This window comes from Fundicoccus sp. Sow4_H7, from assembly GCF_052115865.1.
Lineage (GTDB): Bacteria > Bacillota > Bacilli > Lactobacillales > Aerococcaceae > Fundicoccus_A.
In genome coordinates this window covers 118452-132347 of record NZ_JBQKME010000004.1, presented here as the reverse complement: position 1 = coordinate 132347, position 13896 = coordinate 118452, and the positions used below count along the sequence as shown (strand labels likewise).

General features: G+C 36.2%; 10 protein-coding genes. 1 reads left to right on the top strand and 9 read right to left on the bottom strand.

Going from position 1 to position 13896, the window contains the following annotated elements; translation table 11 throughout:
- Nucleotides 1-193: 193 nt before the first annotated feature.
- From ACTQ54_RS05785 to parE, 7 genes are all read right to left on the bottom strand, one after another.
- Nucleotides 194-1123: a manganese-dependent inorganic pyrophosphatase gene (locus ACTQ54_RS05785; protein WP_441755193.1), complete on the bottom strand. Its 930-nt coding sequence runs from the start codon at nt 1121-1123 to the stop codon at nt 194-196.
- Nucleotides 1124-1200: 77 nt separating this feature from the next.
- On the bottom strand, nt 1201-1881 hold the full coding sequence (locus ACTQ54_RS05780) for a hypothetical protein (RefSeq protein WP_441755192.1): 681 nt from the start codon (nt 1879-1881) through the stop codon (nt 1201-1203).
- A complete protein-coding gene (locus ACTQ54_RS05775) occupies nt 1874-2548 on the bottom strand; it encodes a SatD family protein (RefSeq protein ID WP_441755191.1) in 675 nt (224 codons plus the stop codon). Before ACTQ54_RS05775 ends, ACTQ54_RS05780 begins: the two co-directional genes overlap by 8 nt.
- Before the next feature lie 195 nt (nt 2549-2743).
- Nucleotides 2744-3517 (bottom strand): pyruvate formate-lyase-activating protein, encoded by a 774-nt coding sequence (gene pflA / locus ACTQ54_RS05770; RefSeq protein ID WP_441755190.1) that lies wholly within the window; start codon nt 3515-3517, stop codon nt 2744-2746.
- A 72-nt stretch (nt 3518-3589) separates the two neighbouring features.
- Nucleotides 3590-5818: a formate C-acetyltransferase gene (gene pflB, locus ACTQ54_RS05765; RefSeq protein ID WP_441755189.1), complete on the bottom strand. Its 2229-nt coding sequence runs from the start codon at nt 5816-5818 to the stop codon at nt 3590-3592.
- Between the two features lie 246 nt (nt 5819-6064).
- On the bottom strand, nt 6065-8548 hold the full coding sequence (gene parC, locus ACTQ54_RS05760; RefSeq protein WP_441755188.1) for a DNA topoisomerase IV subunit A: 2484 nt from the start codon (nt 8546-8548) through the stop codon (nt 6065-6067).
- Complete coding sequence (parE, locus tag ACTQ54_RS05755) at nt 8541-10643, bottom strand: DNA topoisomerase IV subunit B (RefSeq protein WP_441755187.1); 2103 nt, start codon at nt 10641-10643, stop codon at nt 8541-8543. The genes parC and parE overlap by 8 nt, the downstream gene beginning before the upstream one ends.
- A gap of 220 nt (nt 10644-10863) precedes the next feature.
- Between parE and plsY the strand changes: the two genes are divergently transcribed.
- Complete coding sequence (gene plsY / locus ACTQ54_RS05750; protein WP_441755186.1) at nt 10864-11502, top strand: glycerol-3-phosphate 1-O-acyltransferase PlsY; 639 nt, start codon at nt 10864-10866, stop codon at nt 11500-11502.
- Between the two features lie 64 nt (nt 11503-11566).
- Here the strand turns inward: plsY and ACTQ54_RS05745 are convergent, their stop codons facing one another.
- Both ACTQ54_RS05745 and hslU read right to left on the bottom strand, forming a co-directional pair.
- A complete protein-coding gene (locus ACTQ54_RS05745; RefSeq protein ID WP_441755185.1) occupies nt 11567-12463 on the bottom strand; it encodes an aldose 1-epimerase family protein in 897 nt (298 codons plus the stop codon).
- Nucleotides 12464-12479: 16 nt separating this feature from the next.
- Nucleotides 12480-13883, bottom strand: a complete 1404-nt coding sequence (gene hslU / locus ACTQ54_RS05740) for an ATP-dependent protease ATPase subunit HslU (RefSeq protein ID WP_441755184.1) — start codon at nt 13881-13883, stop codon at nt 12480-12482.
- Between the last annotated feature and the right edge of the window lie 13 nt (nt 13884-13896).

The following is a 13896-nucleotide window of genomic DNA, read 5'->3' as shown; positions in this document are numbered from 1 at the left end:
GGGACTGAATGTGGTTGGTTAGGCGGTAGCGCTTGGATGAAACTGGGATTTCAAATCACTGCGATATCGCCGCTCGGATGAAACAACCTTTTCAAACGAGCGCGCCGACCATCTCACTTCTATAAACCAAAAAACCGTAAGACACCCATTTATTTCTTAAGGGGCGACTTACGGTTTTATTTATTGTATCTAACTATCCTTCTAAAGCATCCGTTAACTGTGGGACGATTTGTTTCTTACGTGAAACGACACCTGGTAATTGGATTTCTTGATCAAAAACTTGTTGTTGGAAAGCTGTTTCGACTGCATCCATATTTTGTCCGACAACATAAGCGAAGGAATTATTTTCTAAGATATCTGTGACTAATACGACAAACAATTCAACATCCGAGTTTATTAAAGTTGCATTAACGGCTTCAATAATTTCTTCTTTTCGAGAAGTTACATCCGCAAAATCAACGGTATTTATTTGTGCGATTTGAACTTGATGGCCATGCATATCAAATACTTTTGAGTCTGAATTAAGTAATTCTTCAGCTGATTTGCTTGATAGATTTGTGCCGGCTTTAAGCAAGTCTAAACCGTATTCTTCTAAATTAACTTCAGCGATTTTCGCTAATCTATAAGCAATTTTTTCATCTTCTTGAGTAGTGGTTGGAGATTTTAATAATAAGGTGTCAGAAATAATTGCCGATAACATCATACCAGCGACAGCAGATGGAATATCGAAGTCTTTTTCTTCAAACATTTTATATAAAACAGACGCAGTTGAGCCAATCGGTTCAGCTCGGTAATACAAAGGATGTGCTGTTTCAAAACCATTGATACGGTGGTGGTCAATGACATACGTTACTTCAACATCTTTAATATCATTGACAGATTGTTGAGGTTCGTTATGGTCCACTAATGCTACCTGACTCACTTCATTAGCAGCCGTTTCGATAATACGTGGTGCTTCAATGTTAAAATGCTCTAAGGCATAAGCTGTCTCTTCATTAGGCTCACCAAGCGCAACTGCTTCAGAGTCATAACCTAATTTTTCAAGATAATAATCAAATGCAATTGCAGAAGCAATCGTATCTGTATCGGGGTTTTTATGACCGAATACTAAAATTTTTGACATGGATTAAATCCTCCTATGTAGTGGTAATGTATTTATTTTAACACAAAGATAGCAAAAAATGACCCTTCTTTAAATCTTTAGAAAAATAAATAAAAACTTCCAATAACGATGATGGTACTAAATAAAGTCCCAAGCAAGAAATATTCAGAAAAATAAGGGTCTTCAACAATCTTATTGTAACGAGCAATCGACTTTGCCGTTAAAATAAAGCCAATCGCTGCAAATTGTCCTTGTGATAGAAACAACAAAATCATTATTCGTTCCAAACTCCCTATTAATGCTCCCGCATTAGGATGGCCTTGTTCAATCGTTTCTTCATGCGGCCTAAAACGATATAAACTATGCTTGACCAATTGGCTTGCGGGCCGATGGATTAACAGCAACAATACCGCCCAAGAAACCAATTGGTCCACATCAAATTGTAATAATTGTTGTAGTTGAGCAAACCAGCCAAGCGGATTCAATGAAAAACCATTTAAAATCAAATAAATATCGCCAGTATAAATACAAGCTAACAAACATACAAACACGACAAATTTCTTTCGATCGCCATCATAAGTCCAAAAAGCATTTATAGTGAAATGAATTATCGTTAAGACAATAATTAGGACCAATAACGGCAGGCTCCAAAATGGAATAATAAAAATGAGTTGAAGTAGCCCATAAATTAGGCTGGGAGAAAAGCTGAAATTAGTAGGCAAATAAAACTCCACAATAATAAGTGCAAGCATTAATAATTTAGTTACTGTTTCATTCATCAGCCCACTCTCCTTCAGACACTAAAAAGGCTTCAATAGCTTTAATTGCAGAAATGTAAGTATAAAATTTAGCATTACTCAACGATTTGGATACATTTGGCTGGGCAATATCTAAAAAGGCAGCCGTTTGATACTGATTTTGATTATGATTCAAATAGGCTTGAATCACTTCTACTTGTCGATCGGTCCACTTTGACTTTAAGGCATAATTGGATGCCAACAAACTATTAATTAAGCCATCAACTGTCATATTTTTCACATGACTTTTAAGCAGTATATTTGTTTGCGGACTTGTATATTGCCCTTCAATTTCTTTTAATTCGACAAGCATTTGTCGCGCACGATGATAAGCTGTCCCATCCATTTCAATAGAAGACGTTGCCACTACCTCTGTCGCCACCGTCCCAATTCCGACACTAAAACGAATTTTGACCGGTGCAATTTTTGCCTCAATATCCCCAATAATATTAAATATCTCTTTCGGAGACGTAATTAACCCTTGAAATTCATCGCCTAAAGAAATCATAAAGTTAGAAGCAATGGATGCTTTGTATTTTAAATTAATGTCTTTTAGGACATCGCGTAATTTATCTTGTACTTTGGCGCGGTTATTTATTTGTTTAGAAGAAACAATATCCCCCATGATCACAATATAGTTTTTTTTCAAGTCACCCAACTCCTCAGGACTGATTTTAACAAATATAATGATATCCTTCAAGAGATATCATCCGATTTGATACCTTTCTTAAGGTATCATTCAAGTTGATACCCCAAATAAGGTATCATTCCAAATGATACCCTTATAAAGGTATCGTAACGCAAAAAAACCTACCAAAATCAATTTCGGCAGGATTAATATCAATTAAGCATTTAAATAACCTTTATATTCTTCAGTTCTTAGGATGCGTTTCGCATTTTCTACGCGATCAGCTGTCGGTGGTTCGATACCTTCTAGTCGGTAACGAATACCTAAGGCTTCATATTTGTAGACCCCTAACTTGTGGTAAGGTAAAATTTCAAATTTTAAAACATTGGATAAACTACTCACAAAGTCACTTAAGCGAATTAAGTATTCATCGTAATCTGTTCGTTCTGGCACTAACACATGACGTACCCAAATAGGCTGATTAATTTCATCAAGATAGCGGGCTAATTCAATGATATTTTCATTAGGATGACCGGTTAATTTACGGTGACCTTCGTTATCAATGTGTTTAATATCTAATAACATCAGATCGGTATATTTCATTAATTCCTCAAAACGACTAAAGAAAGGCTCTTTTCGTGTAAATGGACCCCCACAAGAGTCTAAACAAGTATTCACACCATTTGCTTTACATATTTTGAAAAACTCGATAATAAAATCAATTTGAAGTAAAGGTTCACCACCACTGACAGTGACTCCCCCTTTTGTTCCCCAAAAATCCTTATAACGAATGGCTTCGTTGAACAATTGTTCAGGTGTATATTCTGTCCCACCTTTAGTATTCCAAGTATCGGGATTATGGCAAAATTCACAACGCATGCGACATCCTTGCAGAAAAGTAATGAAACGTATACCGGGACCGTCAACTGAACCAAAACTTTCCGTTGAGTGAACAAATCCTGTCGTCGGTGCAGCAACTGTATTATTCAAATGATGTCACCTCCTCTTTGTATGATAAACTAAAAGACTGATCGCAATGATCAGTCTTTTAGAAACAAGTCATTACATTGAACTATGCATTGTACGATTAATTACATCTAATTGTTGTTCACGGGTTAATTTAATAAAGTTAACAGCATAACCAGAAACACGGATGGTTAATTGAGGGTAATTTTCTGGATGTTCCATCGCATCTAATAAAGTATCACGGTTAAATACGTTAACGTTTAAGTGGTGACCACCTTTTTTAGAGTAACCATCTAATAGGCTAGATAAGTTTTCTTGTTGTGTCATATCATCTTTACCTAAAGCTTTAGGAATGATTGAGAAAGTATTGGAAATACCGTCTAATGAATATTCATAAGGCATTTTTGCAACAGATGACAAGCTAGCTAAAGCTCCGTGTGTATCACGGCCATGCATTGGGTTAGCACCTGGTGCAAATGGTTCACCTGCACGACGGCCATCTGGCGTATTACCAGTCTTCTTACCATAAACAACGTTAGACGTAATGGTTAAGATGGATGTGGTATGAACGGCATCACGGTAAGTTGGATGTTTTTTAACTTTAGACATAAATGATTTTAGTAAATCTACCCCAATTTGGTCAGCACGATCATCGTTATTACCATATTTAGGGAAGTCGCCTTCAACTTCATAGTCTACAACAATACCGTCTTCATCACGGATAGCTTTAACTTTCGCATATTTAATAGCAGATAATGAGTCGATAGCTACTGAGAAACCAGCGATACCAGTTGCCATTGTACGCTTCATATCTGTATCTTGAACAGCCATTTGTAAACGTTCGTAGCTATATTTATCATGCATATAGTGGATGATATTTAATGAATTAATATATAAACCAGCTAACCATTCTAGCATAGTATCATATTTTTCCATTACTTCATCGTAATCTAAGTATTCTGACGTAATTTTTTCATAAGCAGGTGCCACTTGAGCTTTAGATTTTTCATCTACCCCACCATTAATCGCATATAATAAGGCTTTAGCAAGGTTGGCACGAGCACCGAAGAATTGCATTTGTTTACCAACTTCCATTGCCGATACACAACAAGCAATAGCATAGTCATCACCATAAATTGGACGCATAGCTTCGTCATTTTCATATTGAATCGCAGAAGATTCAATCGACATTTTTGCTGCAAAATTTTTAAAGGCTTCAGGTAATTTTGGTGACCATAAAACAGTTAAGTTTGGTTCTGGTGCGGGACCTAAATTACTTAATGTATGTAAGAAACGGAATGAACTCTTTGTTACTAGTGGACGACCGTCTACTCCCATACCAGCAATCGATTCAGTTACCCAAGTTGGGTCTCCTGAGAATAATTCGTTATAGTCAGGTGTTCTGGCAAATTTTACCAAACGTAATTTCATAACAAAGTGGTCTACTAATTCTTGAGCTGTTTCTTCTGTTAAGCGGCCTTCAGCTAAGTCACGTTCAATATAAATATCTAAGAAGGTTGATGTACGTCCTAATGACATCGCAGCCCCATTTTGTTCTTTAATAGCAGCTAAATATCCCAAGTATAACCATTGGAATGCTTCTTGCGCTGTTGTAGCAGGTTTTGAAATATCAAAGCCATAAATATTTCCTAATTCTTTCAATTCACTTAAAGCACGGTATTGCTCATTAACTTCTTCACGTAATTGAATAACATCATTTGACATAGTTCCGTAACCAATATTGGCAAAGTCTTTCGCTTTTTCTTCCATTAAGCGATCAACACCGTATAATGCAACACGGCGGTAGTCACCGATAATACGCCCTCTACCATAAGCATCTGGTAAACCAGTAATAACACCAGATTTACGGGCTGCACGCATGTCTGGCGTATAAGCATCGAATACACCTTGGTTATGCGTTTTACGATAGTGAGTGAATATATCTTTAACTTCTGGATCAATTTCATAGCCATATGAACTTAAAGCAGCTTCAGACATACGAATACCACCAAATGGTTGTAAACTACGTTTGAAAGGTACGTCTGTTTGAACACCCACAATTTTCTCAGTTTCTTTGTTTAAGTAACCGGCTCCATGTGAAGTAATCGTTGAAACGATTTTTGTATCCATATCTAAAACGCCACCGGCTTCACGTTCTTGGCGTGATAAATCCATAATTTGATCCCATAAATCAGTTGTCGCTTGCGTTGGGCCAGCTAAAAATGAGTCATCGCCTTCATAAACAGTATAATTCTCTTGAATAAAGTCACGAACATTAATTTCATTTTGCCATGTTGTTCCCTTAAAACCTTGCCACTGTTCCATAAAATTCCTCCTAATAAATATTACTGCATTAAACCTACGCCTTTAGTATAGCATATCTATAAATAATATCAATACTTATTGTGAAATTTGTCATTTGAAACAGTTGTCCTATTCTGTACTATTAAAATGTTCTTAACTGTTTAAATCTGTATCATGTGAAATGGAACACTACTTTAAACCTACTTCTATTAAAAATTATTTATTAAATAAAAAATCGACCTCTTTAACTCATGAGGTCGTATTTTTCTAATTTTCTTCAGCTAATAGTTTTAAATGTGCGGGGTGCATCGTAATAATTTGACCTAATTTATCCAGATCTTTAATCGTTGATCCATTAGCCAAACGGTCAGAAAGCGGAATATCTTTGGCAAATAACTCAATTTTATCACCTGTATCCCCTTGAATAACAAAAGGTAAATCATTCTGTTCAATTAAGAAAGCGGCAATAAAGCGATGTGGGTTTTGCTTAAGTTCTTTCAACATCAAAAGACCTCTACTATTTCGATTGTTAACCAATGGAATAATATCCGTCTTAAAGTGTTTCAGATTCCCCCGTTGCGTCAAGGCTAAAATTTCAGAGTCAGAATCGACATGTGGATCAATTATTACCGCAATGATTTCATCATCTGATTTTAGGTTAATAGAAACAACACCTTGGGTTTTCAATCCACTAATTGCTACTTCATTTAAATCATAACGAATAGCATAACTTCGCTGTGTTAAAATAACTACCTCGTAAGCTTGATCCGCTTTTACACGATTGGCACTGACTAATTCGTCATCATCGGCCAATTTCATGGCCATGGCTGTTTTAGTCTTATAGCTTCGATAAGTAGTAAATTGATTCATGAAGGTTTGTTTAATCTTACCTAGTTTGCTTGCTAAAACAATTAAATCATTTGCTCCATCTTTTTCGTTCCCCTCAATATCTTCAGCAGCTTCGAAAACATTCAGTACTTGTTCGTTCGGCTCTAATTGATAATACTGAGATAGATGACGACCTAATTCCTTCCAGCGAATATCGGGAAGTTCATGAACCGGTAAGTGGATATAATTCCCCTTATTTGTCACAATCACAAGTTGATCATGCGTTGACATTTCTTTAACAAAGACCGGGTAATCAAAATCACGGCTTCCTAAGTCCATCGTATCAGAAGAGGCAAATGAACGTACGCTGGTGCGTTTTATATACCCTTCTTTTGTAATTGAAACATTGACGGTTTCTTTTGGAATAATTAAAGCCGTTGAAACGGTAATTTCTTCTACTTCGTCTTCAATTTTAGTCCGTCTTTGGCTGGGATATTTATTTTTAAGTTCTTTCAACTCTTGGCTAAGAACTTTATTCAAAGTTTCTTCATTATTTAAAATGTTTTGATACATTAAAATTTGTTCGTTTAATTCTAGTTTCTCGTTTTGTAAGGCTACAACGTCGGTATTAGTTAAACGGTATAATTGTAAAGAAACAATTGCTTCTGCTTGATCTAAAGAAAAATCGAATTGTTCTACTAAATTATTTTTAGCATCGGCCTTGTTTTCAGATGCGCGAATAGTCGCAATCACTTCATCCAAGATGGAAACAACTCGAATTAATCCATCTACGATATGTAGACGCTCTTGATCACGATTCAGATTAAATTCTGTTCGTCGACGAATAATATCACGTTGGTGGGTTAAATAAGCTTCTAGAATTTGTAATAAGCTTACCACTTCAGGACGGCGATTATTAATGGCCACCATATTTAAGTGGTAGTTGATTTGTAAATCAGAATTTTTTAATAAATAATTCAATACATCGTTAGCGTTAATATCACGGCGTAATTCAACAACTACCCGAACACCTGTCCGGTCTGATTCATCGCGAACTTCTGCTATACCATCAATTTTCTTCTGGATTCGGATATCATCCAAGCGTTGAATTAATTTTGATTTATTGACGTCATAAGGTAATTCAGTGATCACGATTTGTGATTTACTTCCTTTTAAATTCTCAATTTCAGTCAAAGCACGAACAACAATTTTACCTTGTCCTTTTTTAAATGCTTTTCGGATATCGTCTTTTCCTTGAATAATACCACCGGTTGGAAAATCAGGACCTTGAATAAATGTCATAATTTTATCTAGGTCATAACGTTTATGGCCTAACATGTAAATTAAGGCATCTAGAACTTCTTTTAAGTTATGTGGTGGTATTTCGGTCGCATAACCGGCAGAAATCCCTGTCGCACCATTAATTAACAAATTCGGAATGCGGGCTGGCAGGACAGTCGGCTCTTCAAGCGTATCATCAAAGTTGAGTAAATAATCAACCGTTTGACTTCTTAAGTCTCTCAATAATTCACCGGCAATAGGAGATAAACGGGCCTCCGTATACCGCATCGCTGCAGCTGGGTCTCCATCCATACTACCGTTATTACCATGCATATCCACTAACGGATAGCGTAATTTCCAATCTTGACTCATCCTAACCATGGCTTCGTAAACAGAAGAATCCCCATGCGGATGGTAATTACCAATCACATTTCCTACTGTTTTCGCTGATTTACGATAGGGATTTTCGGCAGTATTTCTTTCTTGGAACATGGCAAACAAAATGCGTCGCTGAACAGGTTTTAAGCCATCACGAATATCTGGTAAAGCGCGATCTTGGATAATATATTTTGAATAGCGTCCAAAACGATCGCCAATGACATTTGCGAAACCTAGTTCTTGAATTCCAATTTCATTACTCATTTAAATCGCCTCCTACAAATAGACTTCCTTGACCATCATCATCAAATTCTGGTAAATCGTCCTCACTTAAGGCATCTATATCGTTGGCTTCAGCAATCAATTTTTCAACCTTTTGATGCTGCTGGTTTTGATGGGGGTTATCTTGTTCATTTAATAAGGTATCTTCAGAATCTAAATTGAATTGGACATTTTGCTCAATCCATTTTCTTCTTGGTTCGACTTTCGTCCCCATTAAAGTGGTCACTCGTCTTTCAACTTGGGCTTGATCGTCAATGGTCACCCGAATTAATAAACGGCTATCAGGATTCATGGTTGTATCCCATAATTGATCAGCATTCATTTCCCCTAAACCTTTATAGCGTTGTAAAATATATCCTTTACCAACTTTTTTGATTTGTTGTTCTAATTCGTCTTCCGTCCAAGCGTATTCGATAACTTCTTTTTTACCAACCTTTTTAGATACTTTAAATAAAGGAGGCATCGCGAGATAGACTTTTCCATGTTCTAATAAAGGTTTCATATAGCGGTAGAAGAAAGTTAATAGCAAGACTTGAATATGGGCACCATCGGTATCCGCATCCGTCATAATAACAACTTTATCATAGTTAATGGTTGAAATATCAAAATCAGCTCCAACGCCTCCACCAATGGTGTAGATCATGGTATTGATTTCTTCGTTTTTCATAATATCTTGCATGCTAGCTTTTTCGGTATTAATTACTTTACCACGTAAAGGTAAAATCGCTTGATAACGGCGATCACGTCCTAATTTGGCAGATCCACCAGCGGAATCCCCTTCGACAATATATAACTCATTTTTTGTTGCATCTTTAGATTGTGCCTTAGTTAGTTTTCCAGATAAAAGGCGCTCTTGTTGGCTTTTCTTAGCTCCAGTACGGGCTGCATCTCTTGCTTTGCGGGCTGCTTCTCGTGTTTCACGCGCTTGAATGGATTTCCGTAAAATTTGTTGGCTAAAATTACCATTTTCATTTAAAAAGATTAATAATTGCTCATTAATAAAATTATCGACGAGCGAACGAGCAATAGGAGTTCCTAGTTTTTCTTTTGTCTGCCCTTCAAATTGTAAGTATTGTTCTGGAATTTTAATGGATAAGACGGCAGATAGTCCTTCTCGAACATCGCTACCTTCAAGGTTTTTATCCTTATCTTTTAACAAATTTACTTGCCGGCCATATTCATTGAAAGCCTTCGTAATGGCCGTTTTCATCCCAATTTCGTGAGTTCCCCCACCATTGGTTCGAACATTATTGGCAAAAGATAAGATTGTTTCAGAATAACCATCATTGTATTGCATCGAAAAATCAATTTCGAAGTCATCGACTGTGCCACTAAAGTTAGCGATTGGACCTAATGTATCTTTTTCTTCATTGAGATATTTAATGAAATCCTCAAGACCATTTTCATAATGGAAAACTTCTTGGTAGTCGGTTCTTTCATCCGTTAAATTAATGGTTAAGCCTTTTAATAGAAAAGCTGATTCACGCATTCTTTCCGCAATCGTTTCAATATTAATACGTGTTTGACCAAAAATATTGCTGTCAGGTAAAAAATGGACTCTTGTTCCTGAATCGGATTTGTTGGAATGCTTGGATTTCACGAGTTTCGTGACTGGCTTGCCACCCTCTTCAAATCGCATATGATAGCGATAGCCTTGGCGATACACATCAACTTCAAGCCATGATGATAGTGCATTCACCACACTAGCTCCAACCCCATGTAGTCCACCCGCAGACTTATAGCCACCTTGACCAAATTTTCCTCCCGCATGGAGGACGGTGAAAATAACTTGTATCGTAGGGACACCACTTGCATGCTTACCAATTGGCATGCCTCGTCCATTATCCGTTACTGATACACTGCCATCCGCATGGATGGTGACATCAATTGTATCAGCAAAATCGTTTAAAGCTTCGTCTATTGCATTGTCAACGACTTCATATATTAGGTGATGCATCCCTCTTTGATCGGTTGACCCGATGTACATCCCTGGTCTTTTTCTGACTGCATCCAATCCCTCAAGTACCTGAATCGACTCGTCATTATATGTATTTAATGCTGTCTCATTTGTCGTCATTGTACACCTCAAATTCTGTTTCATTTCAATTTAACACTATAACATTATATAAAATAACTTTGCAATGTTTTAGTCACAATTATTAATTATACGCTATTTTCAAGATTTATGTTAATAAAATAAATATATACCTTTTATTAAATATTAGATAATTTCAGATAAAGCTAAACTAAATACTTTTTTCATGGTAAAATGATGACATGAATTTAGGAGGTTACTCATGCAATCAAATCTTTCACTTTTTAGTCAAATTATTTGGATTTTAATCGCTTATATAGCAGGTTCAACTCCAACAGGGGTCGTATATTCAAAAATATTCCATAAAATCGATGTACGTAATCTTGGTAGTGGAAATAGTGGAGCTACAAATATTGGAAGAAACTTTGGTTTTAGGGCTGCTGTCATCGTATCCGTTATTGATATTTTAAAAGGATGGATTCCAATTTTGATTGTGCGACTTATGTATCCTCAAGAAGCATTAATCATTATGCTTGTTGGAATCGCCACCGTCGTCGGCCATGCCTATCCAGTTTTCGCAGAATTCAGAGGCGGAAAAATTGTTGCGACTTCTTTTGGTGTCTTAGTCGGTTTTAACTTTAGTATTGGTCTTGTTACGGCTCTCATTTTATTCGCATTAATTTACATAACGAGTACTATTAGTTTATCTGCCATGACAAGCTACACCCTTGGTAGCTTATATATATTGTTTACATATGATGAACGTATTTATGGATTAGGATTTGTATTTATTACCCTTTTTATGATGTACCGTCACCGTTCAAATATTCAACGTCTCTTAAATAAATCCGAATCAAGAATTAACTGGGGTTTACGCAACCCAAAAAAAGACACTAAATAAATAACATTACCCCTAGGAATAGTCAGCGGACTATGCTTAGGGGTATCTTTGTCTTAGTTGATCTCTATTCTTCTATTGAAAAAGCCATTGAAAAATCATGCGTTTTAATTTGATGAGGTTCTAAAAAATTAATACCGCGTTTTTCAGTAAAGTCTTCATTTGTATAGCCATCATCAGCAATTCCTGCCCAAGGTTCTAAACAAATAAATGGCGCTCTCTTGTTATATGGTGACCAAATGCCAAAATAAGTCATCTCATTCATTTGAATTAAAACTTGTGATTTAGCTACTTTATCAATTAACTTAACTTCAGTCTGTCCGTTAATTTGATAGATAATGGCATCTTTTCTAAAGGATTTGTGCTTCAAAGGAATTTCATCGACAAGTTCATATTTCGCACTGTAATAATCAATCAAGCCTTCATTTGTTAAAGGAATGCGTAAATATTGACCACTTGGGCTAAATTGATAACTCACTTGATTGAAATCAAAAATATTATTTCCCTTTTTAGTAACAGACACATTAAAAGCAGGATGCCCTCCAACACTATAATATAATACTTCACTGGAAGATGGATTTAAAATTTCATAGCTAACCGTAACAGTATTATCATGCAAAATATAGTTAATTTGAAATGAAAATTCAAAGGGATACACTTTTAAAGACTCTTCATCGCTCTTTAGATTAAAGGTAGCCGAATTAGATGTGACCGTTTGTGTCGTGAACATAGCATCTCTAGCAAAACCATGGCGGGATAATTCAAAACTTTGATCTCCAACTTTATATTGGTTATCTCTCAAAGTGCCAACAATAGGAAACAAAACAGGTGCGTGACGATTCCAGTACTTTTCATCGGCTTGCCAAATAAATTCATGGCCAGTTGCGCGATCAATAACAGAAGTTAACTCAGCTCCCAAGGGATTAATTTCTACTTTTAAACGGTGGTTTTCTAAAGTAACCATCGTATAGTCCTCCTAACTACAAGATAAAATGGCTGAGATCTTTGTTTTCGACAATCTTATCTAATTTTTCTACGACATAGGCGGCATTAATATTGATCGTGCCCATTTGCATATCTGTAGCTTCAAATAAAATTTCCTCAAGCAAAGTCTCCAGGATGGTATGTAACCTTCTAGCTCCAATATTATCAGTTGCTTGATTTAAGTCAACCGCATATTCAGCCATTTTCTCAACTGCATCGTCTGAAAATATCACTTCTACGCCATCTGTAGCTAATAAAGCTTGATACTGCTTAATTAAAGCATTTTGAGGTTCCGTTAAAATACGGATAAAATCTTCTTTGGTTAAATCATTTAAGTTCACTCGAATTGGGAAACGTCCTTGTAATTCAGGTATTAAATCGGAAGGTTTTGAAAAATGGAAAGCCCCACTACCAATAAATAAAATATGATCCGTGTCAATATAACCATATTTGGTTTGAATGCGACTCCCTTCAACAATAGGTAAAATATCACGTTGTACCCCTTGGCGACTTACTTCACCACTATTTTGGTTTTTCGTTGCTATTTTATCCATCTCATCAATAAATATAATACCGCGTTCTTCAGCTAATTTTAAAGCTTTTTGATTGATATCATCTTGGTTTACTAACTTATCTGCTTCTTCTTCCGTTAATAACTCTAAAGCTTCTTTTACCGTTACTGTACGTTCAATTTTTTTCGAGGGACGGAGTGCATTTAGGCTGTCTTGCATTTCCATCATTTGCTCCATGGCAGGGTTAATACTACCCAGTGACATTTTTTTCTCTTCAAGTTTGATCGTCACTTCATGATTGTCTAATAAACCATCGCGAATTTGTTGTCTAATTTGACGACGTGAAGAAGCAATTTCATCTGTCACGATTTCTTCTTCCTCTTCTGGTTGGTTTTGTCCAAATTGACCAAACATTTCTTGAAAATTAGGGAAACCATAGGTATTATTGGCTGGTTTTGCTTTTTCAACTTTTTCTCCTGGTCTTAATGCTTTTGCAATTCGATTAATAGCTTTAGTTTCTGCTTCATGATGAACTAATTCATGTTGTTGTTCTTTAACAATCCGGATGCTATTTTCTACTAAATCCCTTACCATTGATTCAACGTCACGACCCACATAACCTACTTCAGTATACTTGGTTGCTTCTACTTTGATAAAAGGTGCATTAGCAACGGATGCTAAACGACGAGCAATTTCTGTTTTCCCGACACCAGTCGGTCCAATCATCAATAAGTTTTTAGGTTTAACTTCTGCTTGCATATCATCATCTAATTTTAAGCGTCTAAGTCGATTTTGTAAGGCAACAGCAACAGCACGTTTAGCATCTGCTTGGCCTACAATATACTTATCTAATTCTGCAACAATTTGTCTTGGTGTAAAATCTGTCATATATTAATCACAT

Bases quoted from the DNA above. Each gene is read 5' to 3' on its own strand.
- ACTQ54_RS05785 (WP_441755193.1), bottom strand. From the start codon at position 1,123: ATGTCAAAAATTTTAGTATTCGGTCATAAAAACCCCGATACAGATACG.
- ACTQ54_RS05780 (WP_441755192.1), bottom strand. From the start codon at position 1,881: ATGAATGAAACAGTAACTAAATTATTAATGCTTGCACTTATTATTGTG.
- pflB (WP_441755189.1), bottom strand. From the start codon at position 5,818: ATGGAACAGTGGCAAGGTTTTAAGGGAACAACATGGCAAAATGAAATT.
- parC (WP_441755188.1), bottom strand. From the start codon at position 8,548: ATGAGTAATGAAATTGGAATTCAAGAACTAGGTTTCGCAAATGTCATT.
- parE (WP_441755187.1), bottom strand. From the start codon at position 10,643: ATGACGACAAATGAGACAGCATTAAATACATATAATGACGAGTCGATT.
- plsY (WP_441755186.1), top strand. From the start codon at position 10,864: ATGCAATCAAATCTTTCACTTTTTAGTCAAATTATTTGGATTTTAATC.
- ACTQ54_RS05745 (WP_441755185.1), bottom strand. From the start codon at position 12,463: ATGGTTACTTTAGAAAACCACCGTTTAAAAGTAGAAATTAATCCCTTG.
- hslU (WP_441755184.1), bottom strand. From the start codon at position 13,883: ATGACAGATTTTACACCAAGACAAATTGTTGCAGAATTAGATAAGTAT.